The sequence below is a fragment of the Ruegeria sp. AL7 genome (assembly GCF_056536105.1).
This window is the reverse complement of sequence record NZ_JBQFJF010000001.1, coordinates 239,150-252,255: the sequence shown is the minus strand read 5'-3', so window position 1 is coordinate 252,255 and position 13,106 is coordinate 239,150. Positions and strand designations below refer to the sequence as shown.

At 59.2% G+C, this 13,106-nt stretch carries 17 protein-coding genes and 3 tRNA genes; 12 read left to right on the top strand and 8 right to left on the bottom strand.

Features of this window, described 5'->3' with window-relative positions:
• Positions 1 to 32: 32 nt before the first annotated feature.
• Together ACR3E2_RS01320 and ACR3E2_RS01315 are read left to right on the top strand one after the other, a co-directional pair.
• The gene (locus ACR3E2_RS01320) at positions 33 to 3,470 is read left to right on the top strand and encodes a pyruvate carboxylase (protein WP_480481891.1); all 3,438 of its coding nucleotides are present in this window, start codon (positions 33 to 35) and stop codon (positions 3,468 to 3,470) included.
• A gap of 77 nt (positions 3,471 to 3,547) precedes the next feature.
• Positions 3,548 to 3,931 (top strand): MAPEG family protein, encoded by a 384-nt coding sequence (locus ACR3E2_RS01315; RefSeq protein ID WP_480481893.1) that lies wholly within the window; start codon positions 3,548 to 3,550, stop codon positions 3,929 to 3,931.
• Between the two features lie 15 nt (positions 3,932 to 3,946).
• Here the strand turns inward: ACR3E2_RS01315 and ACR3E2_RS01310 are convergent, their stop codons facing one another.
• The gene (locus ACR3E2_RS01310; protein ID WP_267363306.1) at positions 3,947 to 4,099 is read right to left on the bottom strand and encodes a hypothetical protein; all 153 of its coding nucleotides are present in this window, start codon (positions 4,097 to 4,099) and stop codon (positions 3,947 to 3,949) included.
• Between the two features lie 150 nt (positions 4,100 to 4,249).
• Between ACR3E2_RS01310 and ACR3E2_RS01305 the strand changes: the two genes are divergently transcribed.
• The 3 genes from ACR3E2_RS01305 to ACR3E2_RS01295 all read left to right on the top strand — a co-directional run bounded on the left by ACR3E2_RS01305 (position 4,250) and on the right by ACR3E2_RS01295 (position 5,384).
• Positions 4,250 to 4,324, top strand: a tRNA-Gly gene (locus ACR3E2_RS01305).
• A gap of 33 nt (positions 4,325 to 4,357) precedes the next feature.
• Positions 4,358 to 4,432 (top strand) — tRNA-Gly (locus ACR3E2_RS01300).
• A 22-nt stretch (positions 4,433 to 4,454) separates the two neighbouring features.
• A complete protein-coding gene (locus ACR3E2_RS01295; RefSeq protein ID WP_480492665.1) occupies positions 4,455 to 5,384 on the top strand; it encodes a GNAT family N-acetyltransferase in 930 nt (309 codons plus the stop codon).
• On the opposite strand, the gene ACR3E2_RS01290 is transcribed toward ACR3E2_RS01295, so the two are convergent.
• The gene (locus ACR3E2_RS01290) at positions 5,381 to 5,620 is read right to left on the bottom strand and encodes an Lrp/AsnC family transcriptional regulator (RefSeq protein WP_480482339.1); all 240 of its coding nucleotides are present in this window, start codon (positions 5,618 to 5,620) and stop codon (positions 5,381 to 5,383) included. The genes ACR3E2_RS01295 and ACR3E2_RS01290 overlap by 4 nt on opposite strands.
• A gap of 154 nt (positions 5,621 to 5,774) precedes the next feature.
• On the opposite strand from ACR3E2_RS01290, the gene hisB reads away from it, so the two are divergent.
• Both hisB and hisH read left to right on the top strand, forming a co-directional pair.
• Positions 5,775 to 6,362, top strand: coding sequence for an imidazoleglycerol-phosphate dehydratase HisB (hisB, locus tag ACR3E2_RS01285; protein WP_480481897.1), 588 nt, complete (start codon positions 5,775 to 5,777; stop codon positions 6,360 to 6,362).
• Positions 6,363 to 7,001, top strand: coding sequence for an imidazole glycerol phosphate synthase subunit HisH (gene hisH, locus ACR3E2_RS01280; RefSeq protein WP_480481899.1), 639 nt, complete (start codon positions 6,363 to 6,365; stop codon positions 6,999 to 7,001). It begins immediately after the preceding gene.
• A 3-nt stretch (positions 7,002 to 7,004) separates the two neighbouring features.
• On the opposite strand, the gene ACR3E2_RS01275 is transcribed toward hisH, so the two are convergent.
• Positions 7,005 to 7,406: a DUF2147 domain-containing protein gene (locus tag ACR3E2_RS01275; RefSeq protein WP_480481901.1), complete on the bottom strand. Its 402-nt coding sequence runs from the start codon at positions 7,404 to 7,406 to the stop codon at positions 7,005 to 7,007.
• A 134-nt stretch (positions 7,407 to 7,540) separates the two neighbouring features.
• On the opposite strand from ACR3E2_RS01275, the gene hisA reads away from it, so the two are divergent.
• Positions 7,541 to 8,260, top strand: a complete 720-nt coding sequence (gene hisA / locus ACR3E2_RS01270) for a 1-(5-phosphoribosyl)-5-[(5-phosphoribosylamino)methylideneamino]imidazole-4-carboxamide isomerase (protein WP_480481903.1) — start codon at positions 7,541 to 7,543, stop codon at positions 8,258 to 8,260.
• A gap of 4 nt (positions 8,261 to 8,264) precedes the next feature.
• On the opposite strand, the gene ACR3E2_RS01265 is transcribed toward hisA, so the two are convergent.
• Positions 8,265 to 8,711: a DUF302 domain-containing protein gene (locus tag ACR3E2_RS01265; RefSeq protein WP_267363290.1), complete on the bottom strand. Its 447-nt coding sequence runs from the start codon at positions 8,709 to 8,711 to the stop codon at positions 8,265 to 8,267.
• A gap of 117 nt (positions 8,712 to 8,828) precedes the next feature.
• Here ACR3E2_RS01265 and hisF point away from each other — a divergent pair, with 117 nt between their 5' ends.
• From hisF to ACR3E2_RS01250, 3 genes are all read left to right on the top strand, one after another.
• Positions 8,829 to 9,590 (top strand): imidazole glycerol phosphate synthase subunit HisF, encoded by a 762-nt coding sequence (hisF, locus tag ACR3E2_RS01260; RefSeq protein ID WP_209504552.1) that lies wholly within the window; start codon positions 8,829 to 8,831, stop codon positions 9,588 to 9,590.
• Positions 9,587 to 9,904, top strand: coding sequence for a phosphoribosyl-ATP diphosphatase (locus ACR3E2_RS01255; RefSeq protein ID WP_480481906.1), 318 nt, complete (start codon positions 9,587 to 9,589; stop codon positions 9,902 to 9,904). Before hisF ends, ACR3E2_RS01255 begins: the two co-directional genes overlap by 4 nt.
• Positions 9,905 to 9,973: 69 nt before the next feature.
• Positions 9,974 to 10,546 (top strand): hypothetical protein, encoded by a 573-nt coding sequence (locus ACR3E2_RS01250; RefSeq protein ID WP_480481908.1) that lies wholly within the window; start codon positions 9,974 to 9,976, stop codon positions 10,544 to 10,546.
• Here the strand turns inward: ACR3E2_RS01250 and ACR3E2_RS01245 are convergent.
• From ACR3E2_RS01245 to rlmB, 4 genes are all read right to left on the bottom strand, one after another.
• Positions 10,543 to 11,013 carry a CoA-binding protein gene (locus tag ACR3E2_RS01245; protein ID WP_480481910.1) on the bottom strand — a complete coding sequence of 157 codons (471 nt, stop codon included), beginning with the start codon at positions 11,011 to 11,013 and terminating at the stop codon, positions 10,543 to 10,545. The two genes, ACR3E2_RS01250 and ACR3E2_RS01245, sit on opposite strands and share 4 nt — an antisense overlap.
• A 196-nt stretch (positions 11,014 to 11,209) precedes the next feature.
• A complete protein-coding gene (locus tag ACR3E2_RS01240; RefSeq protein ID WP_480481912.1) occupies positions 11,210 to 11,641 on the bottom strand; it encodes a YHS domain-containing (seleno)protein in 432 nt (143 codons plus the stop codon).
• Positions 11,642 to 11,766: 125 nt separating this feature from the next.
• The gene (locus ACR3E2_RS01235; protein ID WP_480482341.1) at positions 11,767 to 12,048 is read right to left on the bottom strand and encodes a hypothetical protein; all 282 of its coding nucleotides are present in this window, start codon (positions 12,046 to 12,048) and stop codon (positions 11,767 to 11,769) included.
• A gap of 15 nt (positions 12,049 to 12,063) precedes the next feature.
• Entirely contained in the window at positions 12,064 to 12,834 is a 771-nt protein-coding gene (gene rlmB, locus ACR3E2_RS01230) for a 23S rRNA (guanosine(2251)-2'-O)-methyltransferase RlmB (protein ID WP_480481914.1), read from the bottom strand.
• Positions 12,835 to 12,950: 116 nt separating this feature from the next.
• Here rlmB and ACR3E2_RS01225 point away from each other — a divergent pair.
• Positions 12,951 to 13,034, top strand: a tRNA-Tyr gene (locus tag ACR3E2_RS01225).
• Positions 13,035 to 13,106: the final 72 nt, after the last annotated feature.

Here is a 13,106-nt window from a genome sequence, read left to right as displayed (position 1 = left end):
AGACGCCCAAACACCAAAGACCGGGACCTGATATGACAGACTTCAACAAGATCCTGATCGCCAATCGCGGCGAGATTGCCATCCGCGTCATGCGCGCAGCAAACGAGATGGGCAAACGCACCGTCGCTGTTTACGCTGAAGAAGACAAACTGGGCCTGCACCGGTTCAAGGCGGATGAGGCCTATCAGATTGGCGAGGGCATGGGTCCGGTCGCGGCGTATCTGTCGATTGACGAAATCATCCGCGTGGCCAAGCATTGCGGCGCGGATGCGATCCATCCGGGCTATGGCCTGCTGTCCGAAAACCCCGATTTCGTGGATGCCTGTGTCAAGAACGGCATCACCTTCATCGGCCCCCGGGCCGAGACCATGCGCGCATTGGGTGACAAGGCCAGCGCGCGGCGCGTGGCCATCGCGGCCGGTGTGCCTGTCATTCCGGCCACCGAGGTCCTGGGTGATGACATGGACGCGATCCGCAAGGAGGCCGCCGAGATCGGATACCCGCTGATGCTCAAGGCGTCCTGGGGTGGCGGCGGACGCGGGATGCGCCCGATCCAGTCGGAGGATGAGCTGGAAGAAAAGGTTCTGGAAGGCCGCCGCGAGGCTGAGGCCGCCTTTGGCAATGGCGAAGGCTATCTGGAAAAGATGATCACCCGTGCCCGCCATGTCGAGGTGCAGATTCTGGGCGACAAGCATGGTGAGATTTATCACCTGTACGAACGCGACTGCTCGGTCCAGCGCCGGAACCAGAAGGTCGTCGAACGCGCCCCTGCCCCTTACCTGAGCGAGGAACAGCGCGCCGAGATTTGCGAACTGGGCCGTAAGATCTGCGCCCATGTGAATTACGAATGCGCGGGCACTGTCGAGTTCCTGATGGATATGGAAACCGGCAATTTCTACTTCATCGAGGTGAACCCCCGCGTACAGGTCGAACACACGGTCACCGAAGAGGTCACCGGGATCGACATCGTTCAGGCGCAGATCCTGATCGCCGAGGGCAAGACTCTGGCCGAAGCCACCGGCGCCGCCAGCCAGGCCGATGTGCATCTGAACGGTCACGCGCTGCAAACACGGATCACCACAGAAGACCCGCAGAACAACTTCATCCCCGATTATGGCCGGATCACCGCTTATCGCTCGGCCACGGGCATGGGCATTCGTCTGGATGGCGGCACTGCCTATGCGGGCGGTGTCATTACGCGGTACTACGACTCGCTGCTGACAAAGGTCACCGCTTGGGCGCCGACGCCCGAGAAGGCGATCAGCCGGATGGACCGCGCCCTGCGCGAGTTCCGTATTCGCGGCGTCAGCACCAATATCGATTTCGTTATCAACCTGCTGAAGCACCCGACCTTCCTGTCGAATGAATACACCACCAAATTCATCGACACGACGCCGGATCTGTTTGCCTTTAAGCGCCGCCGCGACCGGGGCACCAAGGTTCTGACCTATATCGCCGATATCACGGTGAATGGTCATCCCGAAACTAAGGACCGCCCCGAGCCGCGCGCCGACCTGAAAGTCGCCAAGCCCCCCGCGCAGAAGGCCGAGCCGCGGATGGGCACGCGCAACCTGCTGGAGCAGAAAGGCCCGCAGGCCGTGGCGGACTGGATGAAAGCGCAGCGGCAGCTGCTGATCACCGACACCACCATGCGCGACGGGCACCAGTCGCTGTTGGCGACCCGGATGCGGTCGATCGACATGATCAAGGTGGCGCCAACCTATGCCGCGAACCTGCCGCAGCTGTTCTCGGTCGAGTGCTGGGGCGGTGCGACGTTCGACGTGGCCTACCGGTTCCTGCAGGAATGCCCATGGCAGCGTCTACGCGACCTGCGCGAGGCAATGCCGAACCTGATGACACAGATGCTGCTGCGGGGCGCAAACGGGGTTGGTTACACCAATTATCCCGACAACGTGGTGCAGGAGTTCGTGCGCCAGGCATCGAAGAACATCGACGTTTTCCGCGTCTTCGACTCGCTGAACTGGGTCGAGAACATGCGCGTTGCGATGGATGCTGTTATCGACAGCGGCAAGATCTGCGAGGGTACCGTTTGTTACACTGGCGATATTCTGGACCCTGACCGCGCCAAATATAACCTGAAATACTATGTCGGAATGGCCAAAGAGTTGCGCGACGCAGGCGCGCATGTTCTGGGTCTGAAGGATATGGCGGGCTTGCTGAAACCAGCCTCGGCCAAGATTCTGATCCGGGCGCTGAAGGAAGAGGTTGGACTGCCGATCCACTTCCACACCCATGACACGGCCGGTATCGCCAGCGCGACCATCCTTGCCGCCTCTGAGGCGGGAGTGGACGCGGTGGATTGCGCGATGGACAGCTTCAGTGGCAACACGTCCCAGGCAACGCTGGGCACTGTGGTCGAGGCGCTGCGCCATACCGACCGTGACACCGGGTTGGACATCAAGGCGATCCGCGAGATCAGCGATTACTTCGAGGCTGTGCGTGGCCAATATGCGGCCTTCGAATCAAGCCTGCAGGCCCCGGCGTCCGAAGTGTATCTGCACGAAATGCCGGGTGGTCAGTTCACCAACCTCAAGGCACAGGCACGCAGCCTGGGTCTGGAAGAGCGCTGGCACGAGGTCGCGCAGATGTACGCCGATGTGAACCAGATGTTCGGCGATATCGTAAAGGTGACGCCCTCGTCGAAGGTTGTTGGCGACATGGCCCTGATGATGGTCAGTCAGGGGCTGACCCGCGAGCAGGTCGAGGATCCGGCGACAGATGTGGCCTTCCCCGACTCGGTCGTCGACATGATGCGCGGCAATCTGGGTCAGCCTCCGGGCGGATTCCCGAACACCATCATCAAGAAGGTGCTGAAAGACGAGGCCCCCAATACCCAGCGCCCCGGCAAGGACGTGCCTGCCGTCGATCTTGAGGCCACCCGCGCCGAGCTGTCCAAGCAGTTGGAAGGCAAAGAGGTCGATGACGAGGATCTGAACGGGTACCTGATGTATCCCAAGGTGTTTCTGGATTACATGGGCCGTCACCGGATTTATGGCCCGGTCCGCACTCTTCCCACGCGCACCTTCTTCTACGGCATGGAGCCCGGCGAAGAGATCACGGCCGAAATCGACCCCGGCAAGACGCTGGAAATCCGGTGTCAGGCCATTGGCGAAACGGATGAAAAGGGCGAGGTCAAAGTGTTCTTCGAACTCAACGGCCAGCCGCGTGTGATCCGGGTGCCGAACCGGATGGTCACATCAACCACTCAGGCGCGCCCCAAGGCCGAGGTCGGCAACCCCGATCATGTCGGGGCGCCGATGCCGGGTGTTGTGGCCACGGTTGCCGTGACCGCAGGCCAGCAGGTCAAGGAAGGTGACATGCTGCTGACCATCGAGGCGATGAAGATGGAAACCGGCATCCATGCCGAGCGTGATGCGACCGTCAAAGCCGTGCATATCCAGCCCGGCGGCCAGATTGACGCAAAGGACCTTCTGATCGAACTGGAATAAGACGGAAAACAACCTAATGTTCATCAGGCCGTGTGGGAGACCGCACGGCCTTTTCTATGATTGAGCGGAGACCCATTATGCTTGCAATCACCCCGATCTATGCGGCCCTGGTCGCAATTCTCTACGTCGCACTCAGCGTCAAAGTGATCCTGCAACGACGCAGCGACAGAATCTCGGTCGGGGATGGTGGCAGCAAGCTGATGATCAAGGCGATACGGACACACTCGAACTGCGCCGAATACGCCCCGATTTCCCTGCTGCTGATTGCTATGGTCGAGTTGCAGGGCGCGGCCGGGGTTTTGGTCCATCTGCTGGGGCTGATGTTGCTGGCGGGGCGTCTTTTGCATGCGTACGGATTTGGACGGACGCCACAGATCGTCATCCTGCGGCAGGCCGGCATGAGCCTGACCTTCCTCGCCATTCTGGGCGCGGCCTTGGCAAACCTGATTCTGGCGCTTTAGGCCGTCTGGCGGGTGTTACCCTGCCAGAACGGTTGTTTCGATCTGCGGTGCACCCAGCAGAACCGGTATGAACCGGTCATGTTCGTGCCGGTCCGGTTTCAGGATGGTAGCGCCGATCAGAATCATCGCGGCAAGCATCACGATCTTCAGGTCTGCAACGGATATCATGACGGCACCTCCTGCCTGTGTTTTGTTGATTTGAGTTACGGGTTGAACGGGTCACGGGCCGGATTCCGTCGAAAAGATTTTTCCCGCTTTTTGTGTTTTTCCGCTTGCAGCCCCGCGTGGGAATTTATACATCCCTCCTCACTCAACGGCGCGGGCGTAGCTCAGGGGTAGAGCATAACCTTGCCAAGGTTAGGGTCGGGCGTTCGAATCGCCTCGCCCGCTCCATTGAGAGGTCTTCGGACCATATATGTATCTGATGCGGGCGTAGCTCAGGGGTAGAGCATAACCTTGCCAAGGTTAGGGTCGGGCGTTCGAATCGCCTCGCCCGCTCCAGATACCAAGTTTTCCCAAACATATGGTTCTTTCGTTGGCATTGCGCCATTGTGGCTATGGTTTCAATCACGCACGGGAAATGCTTATGTTCGACTATGTCATTCGCCCCCTGACTGCGGATGAAATGCAGACCGCTGTCGACTGGGCAGGCCAAGAGGGCTGGAACCCCGGCCACCACGACGCCGCCTGTTTCTACGGCACCGACCCCAACGGGTTTCTGGGCGGGTTTCTGGACGATGAGATGATCGCATCAGTGTCTGTGGTGGACTATGGTGATGCGTTTTCGTTTCTGGGATTTTATATTGTACGTCCGGAATTTCGGGGGTCGGGTTACGGGCTGAAAATCTGGCATCAGGCTTTGGCGCAACGAACCGGGCGCAATATCGGGCTCGACGGGGTCGTTGATCAGCAACACAATTACCGCAAGTCTGGTTTCACCTTTGCCTATAACAATTACCGCTTCACCGGCACTGTCAGAGGCATTCTCGACACTCTAGGGCAGAGCGATGACGCATCAATCAGCCCGCTCAGTCAGCCATCGCCGGAGCTGTTCGCCTATGACCGGCAACTCTTCCCTGCGCAGCGCGACGCGTTTCTAACAGGTTGGCTGAGTGCGCCGAATCATATCTCACGGGTGTGTACAGTGGAGGAGCAGATCAGGGGATATGCCACCTTGAGACCGTGTAAGACAGGGTACAAGATCGGGCCGCTTTTCGCAGATGACGCCGGTGTCGCACGGGGCCTGCTTGCCAGTCTTTTGACTGCCGTATCAGCAACAGCCAGCGACCAAGCGGTTTTCATCGACATGCCACAGCCCAACGCGGCTGCTTTTGCTTTGGCGGATGCGCTGGGTCTTACGAAAGTGTTCGAAACCGCCCGGATGTATTCCGGCGATCAGCCGGATATCGACCTGTCCCGCATCTATGGCGTGACCACCTTTGAACTGGGTTAAAACGCCTTGAACGTCATCGTCGTCAGCGAGCGTTCGATATTGGGAATCACCAGCAAGTGTTCGTTGATGAAATGGCCCACATCCTCGGTTTCGGGGATGTAGAGCTTGAGCATCAGATCAAACTCACCGCTGGTAGAATAAAGCTCTGAGTGTATTTCGCGCAGGGCGATTTCCTCGGCGACCTTGTAGGTGGTGCCGGGTTTGCAGCGGATCTGGATGAATACGCAGGTGGACATGGCTTGGCCCTGTTGGTTCATGTTGTCTGCAAGCTGACATGGTGCCGGGCCGGGTGCAATCCCTTGCAACAGTTTGCAGCGATTGCAACGCATGGTCTGGATCAACCCACCCCACCCCGTCTATAAGCGCGCCTGTAGCAAAAGGAATTTGCCCATGCGCACCGCTTCGATCAGCCGCAAGACTGCCGAAACCGAAATTTCGGTCTCGGTCAATCTGGATGGCACCGGTACATATGACAATCAGACCGGCGTCGGGTTCTTTGACCATATGCTGGACCAGCTGGCGCGCCACTCGTTGATCGATATGACAATCCGCGCCAAGGGCGACTATCACATCGACGATCACCACACGGTCGAGGATACCGGCATCGCGCTGGGTCAGGCTTTGACACAGGCCCTGGGCGACAAGAAGGGTATCCGGCGCTATGGCGAATGCCATCTGCCGATGGATGACGCGCAAGTGCGCTGTGCGCTGGACCTGTCGGGCCGCCCGTTCCTGATCTGGAATGTCGATCTGCCGACGCAAAAGATCGGTACGTTCGACACAGAACTGGTGCGCGAGTTTTTTCAGGCGCTCAGCACCCATGGCGGCATCACCCTGCATATCGACCAGTTGCACGGCTTCAACAGTCACCACATCGCCGAGGCCGCGTTCAAGGCCGTTGCACGCGCGTTGAGGGATGCGGTTGAGACCGATCCGCGCAAAGCGGATGCGATTCCGTCGACCAAGGGCGCGTTGTAAATGCTCACAGCCATAATTGATTACGAAAGCGGCAATCTGCATTCAGCGGAAAAGGCGTTTCAGCGCATGGCGCAAGAGGTCGGCGCAGGTGACGTTGTTGTCACCTCGGACGCGGATGTAGTTGCGCGTGCGGACCGACTGGTTCTGCCCGGTGATGGTGCCTTCCCGGCCTGTGCTGCCGAGCTGCGCGGCCACAAGGGTATTTATGACGCGATGGTCGAAGCGGTCGAACAGAAGGCCCGTCCGTTTCTGGGCATCTGCGTTGGCATGCAACTGATGGCAACCAAAGGCCATGAATACACCGAGACCGATGGTCTGGGCTGGGTGGCAGGCGATGTTGTTCGGATCGAACCGTCAGATGCCGCGCTGAAAGTGCCGCATATGGGCTGGAACGATCTGGTTCTGGAAAGCGATCACCCGATCTTTTCCGGGGTGAAATCAGGCGATCACACCTATTTCGTCCATTCCTACCATTTTCGCGTGTCCGACCCGGCGCAGCGATTGGCTTATGTGGAATACGGGCAGGACGTCACGGCCGTGATTGGCCGCGACACGATGGTTGGGATGCAGTTTCACCCCGAGAAAAGCCAGGATGTTGGCCTGCGTATGCTGGGCAACTTCCTGACCTGGAAGCCCTGAGGCTTACTGAACCCGCGTCCAGGTTTGCCCGCGGCAGATCAGGCCGCCCGCCACACAGCCCTTGACGGTCAGCGCATTCTGGCCGTCCAGAGACATTTTCGAGTTGTAGGTTTTGTCCCGGTCGGGGGCCCAGATCTTACCGCTGTCATAGCTGCCGCCCCCTTCGGGGACCATGTCCCAGATGATCTTTTTGCCAAGGTTCTCATATTCCAGCTGCTGGTTGCCATCGGCGTCGAACGCGCTGTCGATGGTGCCGCAGATCGCACTGCCGCATTCGGAAATCGTCACATGCAGATAGCCACCCGTGTCGCCCGGCGCGGTTTTCCACAGGCCGTCAACCGGATCGTCGGCAAAAGCAGCTGTAGCAAGCAGCATCAGGCCCGCTGAAAGAGTAAAAGTCTTCATGATTTTCTCCCTGTTTTGTGGGCAGTCTGACCCGCTATTGTGCGGCGGGCAAGAATGACCCAGCGTCGCGTTGCATCCCCTGCCCTGCTTGTGCGATATCCCGCGCGTGTAACAGTGATATAGGGCCGCCCGACATGATCCTCTACCCCGCCATCGACCTCAAAGACGGCAATGCCGTACGCCTGCTGCGTGGTGAAATGGACAAGGCCACCGTGTTCAACGAAGACCCGGCCGCTCAGGCCCGTGCCTTTGTCGAGGCGGGGTGCGAATGGTTGCATCTGGTCGACCTGAACGGCGCATTCGCAGGCGAGCCGGTCAACGCAGCACCGGTTGAGGCAATTCTGAAAGCGTGCAAGGTGCCCGCGCAACTGGGTGGCGGCATCCGCGACATGGCCACGATCGAAACATGGATCGAGAAGGGGCTTGCGCGGGTCATCTTGGGCACTGTCGCTGTCGAAAACCCCGGTCTGGTGCGCGAAGCAGCCAAAGCCTTTCCCGGCAAGGTCGCTGTCGGCATCGACGCACGCAACGGCATGGTGGCCACCAAAGGCTGGGCCGAAGAGACCAATGTTCAGGTTACCGATCTGGCCCGTAGTTTCGAAGACGCGGGCGTGGCCGCAATCATCTACACTGACATCAACCGAGACGGTGCCATGCAGGGCCCGAACATCGAAGCGACCGCAGCCCTGGCACAGGCCGTTTCCATCCCTGTGATCGCCTCGGGCGGTGTCAGTTCGCTGGACGACCTGATCGCCCTTCGCGATTGCGGCGTTGCGCTGAACGGCGCGATTTCAGGCCGGGCGCTTTATGATGGCGCGATAGACCTGGCCGAGGCCATCCGCGCCCTGTCGTGATCGGTTATTGCGCGGCTGCGGCGGTCAGCTTGGCCAGTGCACCGCGCATCTTTTCGATGACCGGTGATTTGTCGACATCGTTCAGGTCGTCCAATGTCTCTTTCGGGTCTTCATAGATCAGCCAGACCTGGCCATTGGAGTCTTCGTACGCCTGCACCTTGAGAGGCAGAAACAGCCCGGCGCGCGGGTCGATCTGCATGGCTGGCGTACCCAGCGCCGGGTTGCCGAAGATCAGCACCTGATTGGCAGGAATGGACGTACCGATCTTTTCCGCCCCGGCCGCGTGGTCGATGCGGGCAAACACGGTTGCACCTGCATTTCCGACGGCGGCTTCCAGCGCGTCCAGCGCCTCGGCCACGGATTTGTCGGTTTGAACCTTGATCAGATCATCTGCCATTGCGGTCAGCGCGCCTCCGATTGAAAAAACACAAGCCAGTATCAGTCTACGCATATCGATATTCCTTCTGTGAAATTCACCCCAGTTTTCACAGAATTGAGACCTCTCACAATCACAAGTCTGGCATCGGCAGGGCTTTGCCGCTAGAGGTGCGCCCATAAAGGATATCCTATGCTGAAAACCCGGATCATTCCCTGCCTTGATGTTGCCGATGGCCGAGTGGTCAAAGGCGTAAATTTCGTGGGCCTGCGCGATGCGGGCGACCCGGTGGAATCGGCCAAGGCCTATGATGCTGCCGGAGCGGACGAGATCTGCTTTCTCGACATTCACGCGACCCATGAGAATCGCGGCACCATGTTCGATGTGGTGCAGCGTACGGCGGAACAGTGTTTCGTGCCACTGACCGTGGGCGGTGGGGTGCGAACAAAAGACGATGTGCGCGCCTTGCTGCTGGCGGGGGCGGACAAGGTCAGCTTCAACTCGGCCGCGGTTGCCAATCCGGATGTGATTGCCGAAGCGGCAGATCAGTTCGGCAGTCAGTGCATTGTCTGCGCCATCGACGCCAAGACCGTCAGCCCCGGCAAGTGGGAGATCTTTACCCATGGTGGGCGCAAACCCACCGGCATTGACGCGGTTGCCTTTGCAAGAACCGTGGTCTCCAAGGGGGCCGGTGAAATCCTGCTGACCTCGATGGACCGCGACGGCACCAAATCCGGGTTCAACCTGCCGCTGACCCGCGCCATTTCCGACGCGGTGGATGTGCCCGTGATCGCCTCGGGCGGTGTTGGTACTTTGGACCATCTGGTCGAGGGCGTCACCAAGGGCGGTGCAAGCGCCGTGTTGGCGGCATCGATTTTCCATTTCGGCGAATACACCATCCGCGAGGCCAAGGAACATATGGCCGCAGCTGGCATCCCCATGAGGCTAACATGAGCATCTTGCACGATCTGGCCGCCACGATCGAGGCACGCAAGGGGGCTGATCCCGAAAGCAGCTGGACGGCCAAGCTGCTTGCGAAAGGCCCTGAGAAATGCGCCGAGAAATTCGGTGAAGAGGCCATAGAGGCCATCATCGAAGCCGTAAAAGGGGATCAGGTTAAGCTGACCTCGGAAGCGGCGGACGTGTTGTATCACCTTCTGGTCATGCTGGCCGCGCGGGACGTGGCGCTGGATGATGTTCTGGCCGAGCTGGACCGCCGTCAGGGCACCAGCGGTATCGCCGAAAAAGCTGCCCGCCCCAAAGGGTAACGTCCGGGTTCCGCACTGGCTCCTGGGCCGTTATACTCGGATGCCAGACTGTCAGGGCGAAGGCGCGTTATGATCCGAATTTTGATGCTTGTGGCAACCCTTGCCATCGTCGCTGGCTGCGCAGCGCCGCCGCGCTCGACCGGGGATGAGGTGCAGCGGCTCGCCACGGAGATTCAGGGCCTTGGCCCGGATATCGACCCTGAGGAGGCCCGACGCGCAGCGGGAATTGCTTACGCCTATACCGCTCAGCTGGTCGAGGAATACCAGATCACAGACCCGCCCCTGATCCATAACATGAAGGTCAACAAGGGGCTGCGCCCGCGTGGGCTGTGCTGGCATTGGGCCGAGGATATCGAGCGGCGGCTGAAACAGGAAAACTTCCGGACACTGGAGCTGCACCGTGCCATTGCAAACGCGGACAACCCGACGCGGATCGACCACAGCACCGCAATCATCAGCGGTAAAGGTGCGACGCTGTATGACGGTGTCGTATTGGACCCGTGGCGTTATGGCGGCGTGTTGTTCTGGTCTCCGCTGGTCGAGGATACCCGGTATGACTGGGTTCCGCGCGACGTGGTGCTGGAAAAGCGGCGGAAGGAACAGGTCGCCCGTCTGAAACCTTACGTCCCCGCCAAACCCTAAAGCTTGGACGAGATGATCCCCGTCGAAAATCCGCCCATGCGCAATTCGCCAAACAGGCGCTGATATTCGATCTTTGGGCAACGGTTCATCACCACATCCACGCCACGGGCCTGAGCCTTTACCGCCGCTTCAGGGTGTTCCACGCCAATCTGCATCCAGATCGTACCGAGCGACGGGAAAGCCTCCAGCGCCTCATCTACAATGGGTGGCACGGCCTCGGACCGCCGGAAAATGTCCACCATGTCTACAGGCTCGGAGATCTCTGACAGGCTGCCGCGAACCGTCTGACCAAACAGGTCTTTGCCCGCGTGGCCCGGATTGACGGGAATCACCTTGAACCCTTTCAGCGACAAATAGCGCGCCACGTAATAGCTGGGTCGCACAGGGTTCATGGAAACGCCGACAACGGCCACCGTCTTGGTGCGTTGCAAAATAGCCTTAAGGTACTGATCGGAATAGTCTGGCATGCCCTATCCTTAACAGGGTTCCAAAAAGAAAAAAGCGCCCAAGAAAGCTTGGGCGCCAGTTGTTGGAACGAGGGACAGTGAAATGACCCGCGGCAGTTCCGTTCCGCGGTCACTGTGACATTTAAGCATGGATCCGTTAAAAAAAAGAGGGGTGGCGCATTTTTGTGATGACTTTTCACAATTAGCTGAACCCTGCCTACTCCCCATAGAGAATTGCGGGCCAGTTTTCTTCTGCCATCGCAATGTATCCTGTTTGATTCTGCTGCCAGATTTCCTCGACCGCGGGTGAATGCGTCAGGTAAAGACGCCCATCGACCACCTGCCACGTATTCGGATCCGTGCTTTTCAACACACCCATCGCCATCCCGTACGAGCAATAACCACCGAACTGCGGCGCAAAGGCGCGCGGGTTGCCTTCAAAGAGCTCGCGATTTGCCTGCGATTTGAAATGCCACCGGGCGCCCTTCCACATGACCGCGTTTTCGGGTGCCCCTTTTGAAGGCGCGTCGCTGTCAAAATAGGACACGGGATCATACCCCGCCAACGCCACACCGTCAGTGGCGTAATACACGGGATTGTCCTGCGCAAACACGGCAGGAGCCAGCAATACAGTGCTCAGCGAGCTCATAAAAGTACGTCGGTTCAGCATCGTCATATGGGAATCTGCACATTCAAGACCATCAAGATGCAACTTTTCGCGTTTTTCGGAACCCCTGTTGACGCGGATGTGAACGAGTGTTCGCCAGTTGAAACTTAGTCAAAGATGTCTTCGATCACGTCCCATGCTTCGTCGAACACGCGCGTAAGCATGGTCTTCTTCCTCTTTTTGCGCTTTGCTTTCCGAGGGGCAGCATGAGACACAGCTACGCGCAGCGGTTCGGGTTTGTGTACTTTCCGCGCGGGCAGCATCTTCAGGTTGTGCAGCGGCGCTCCACAGCTGGAGCAGCTAAGCTCGTGCCGTTCCTTGCCTTTCAGGATCAGGGCAGCCCGGGTGCCGCAATAGCAGCAGGTCGCGATTTTGGCAGGGCCGGGAATGACGCTCTCCTTTTTTCAGGGTCGCGATGCATATAAGGCGATTGCCGCGGCATTTGAGACGTTCAGCGAACCAAATCCCCCGGCTGCGTCAATTTTAACCAACTGATCCACGGTTTCCTTTGTCTTCTGCCGCAAGCCCGGACCCTCCGCGCCCAGCACAAGCGCGACAGGGCGGTCACGGCCATCGCTTAGCGCACCTTCGATTGTCATGTCGGCTTCTCCGTCCAGCCCAAGGACCAGAAAGCCCATGCCCTGAAGCTCGACAATCGCGTCTGCAAGGTTGCGCACCCGCAGATAAGGCTGCCGCTCAAGCGCACCGCTGGCGGTTTTTGCCAGTGCCCCGGTCTCGGGCGCGGAATGGTGGCGTGTGCCGATCACAGCACTGGCCCCCAGAACTTCGGCCGAGCGCAGAATCGCCCCGACATTGTGCGGGTCGGTGACCCGGTCCAGCAGAATGACGCGAGGGTTTTCGCGACCGACGCAGTTATCTGCCAGACTGCCCCATTCCAACGGCTTGACCTCCAGCGCTGCGCCCTGATGCACGGATCCAGCATCGATGGGCGCAGAAAACTTGCGCGGGTCGACTATCTCGGCCTCGATCCCAGCAAATTCAATAGCTTCCGCCAGTTTATCGCATGCATTCCGCGTCACCATCAGGTGTAGTTTTTGCCGTTTTGGGTTCATCAGCGCATCGCGAACCGCGTGCAGGCCAAACAGCCAGACGGTTTCTGCAGCGGCAGCTTTGCGCGCCTGTTCCTTTTCGACGACCCATTTGGGTTTCTTCATTTCAAGGGCCTCCGGGCCGGGAATTCGGTTTCCTGCGCCAAAGGGAAATTTTCCTGTTGACGCTCCTTTGGTGCGCTAGTAATCACGCCTCCACGTCAGGTGCAACGCCTGACAGTGGGCGACAGGCCGCAAGGTGTGGCAGGGGACTGTAACTCCCTCGCGGAGACGCACGCCTGGTTCGATTCCAGGGTCGCCCACCATCTTTCCAGCGTATTCCGAAGATGGTCAGGACTCGTGTCCCGCACTGCGTTATTGTCTGGCAGCTATGTTAT

Bases quoted from the DNA above. Each gene is read 5' to 3' on its own strand.
- ACR3E2_RS01310 (WP_267363306.1), bottom strand. From the start codon at position 4,099: ATGATATCCGTTGCAGACCTGAAGATCGTGATGCTTGCCGCGATGATT.
- ACR3E2_RS01320 (WP_480481891.1), top strand. From the start codon at position 33: ATGACAGACTTCAACAAGATCCTGATCGCCAATCGCGGCGAGATTGCC.
- hisB (WP_480481897.1), top strand. From the start codon at position 5,775: ATGCGCACCGCTTCGATCAGCCGCAAGACTGCCGAAACCGAAATTTCG.
- rlmB (WP_480481914.1), bottom strand. From the start codon at position 12,834: ATGAAGAAACCCAAATGGGTCGTCGAAAAGGAACAGGCGCGCAAAGCT.
- hisH (WP_480481899.1), top strand. From the start codon at position 6,363: ATGCTCACAGCCATAATTGATTACGAAAGCGGCAATCTGCATTCAGCG.
- ACR3E2_RS01245 (WP_480481910.1), bottom strand. From the start codon at position 11,013: ATGCCAGACTATTCCGATCAGTACCTTAAGGCTATTTTGCAACGCACC.
- ACR3E2_RS01275 (WP_480481901.1), bottom strand. From the start codon at position 7,406: ATGAAGACTTTTACTCTTTCAGCGGGCCTGATGCTGCTTGCTACAGCT.
- ACR3E2_RS01255 (WP_480481906.1), top strand. From the start codon at position 9,587: ATGAGCATCTTGCACGATCTGGCCGCCACGATCGAGGCACGCAAGGGG.
- hisA (WP_480481903.1), top strand. From the start codon at position 7,541: ATGATCCTCTACCCCGCCATCGACCTCAAAGACGGCAATGCCGTACGC.
- ACR3E2_RS01265 (WP_267363290.1), bottom strand. From the start codon at position 8,711: ATGCGTAGACTGATACTGGCTTGTGTTTTTTCAATCGGAGGCGCGCTG.
- ACR3E2_RS01295 (WP_480492665.1), top strand. From the start codon at position 4,455: ATGGTTCTTTCGTTGGCATTGCGCCATTGTGGCTATGGTTTCAATCAC.
- ACR3E2_RS01240 (WP_480481912.1), bottom strand. From the start codon at position 11,641: ATGAGCTCGCTGAGCACTGTATTGCTGGCTCCTGCCGTGTTTGCGCAG.
- ACR3E2_RS01315 (WP_480481893.1), top strand. From the start codon at position 3,548: ATGCTTGCAATCACCCCGATCTATGCGGCCCTGGTCGCAATTCTCTAC.
- ACR3E2_RS01290 (WP_480482339.1), bottom strand. From the start codon at position 5,620: ATGTCCACCTGCGTATTCATCCAGATCCGCTGCAAACCCGGCACCACC.
- hisF (WP_209504552.1), top strand. From the start codon at position 8,829: ATGCTGAAAACCCGGATCATTCCCTGCCTTGATGTTGCCGATGGCCGA.
- ACR3E2_RS01250 (WP_480481908.1), top strand. From the start codon at position 9,974: ATGATCCGAATTTTGATGCTTGTGGCAACCCTTGCCATCGTCGCTGGC.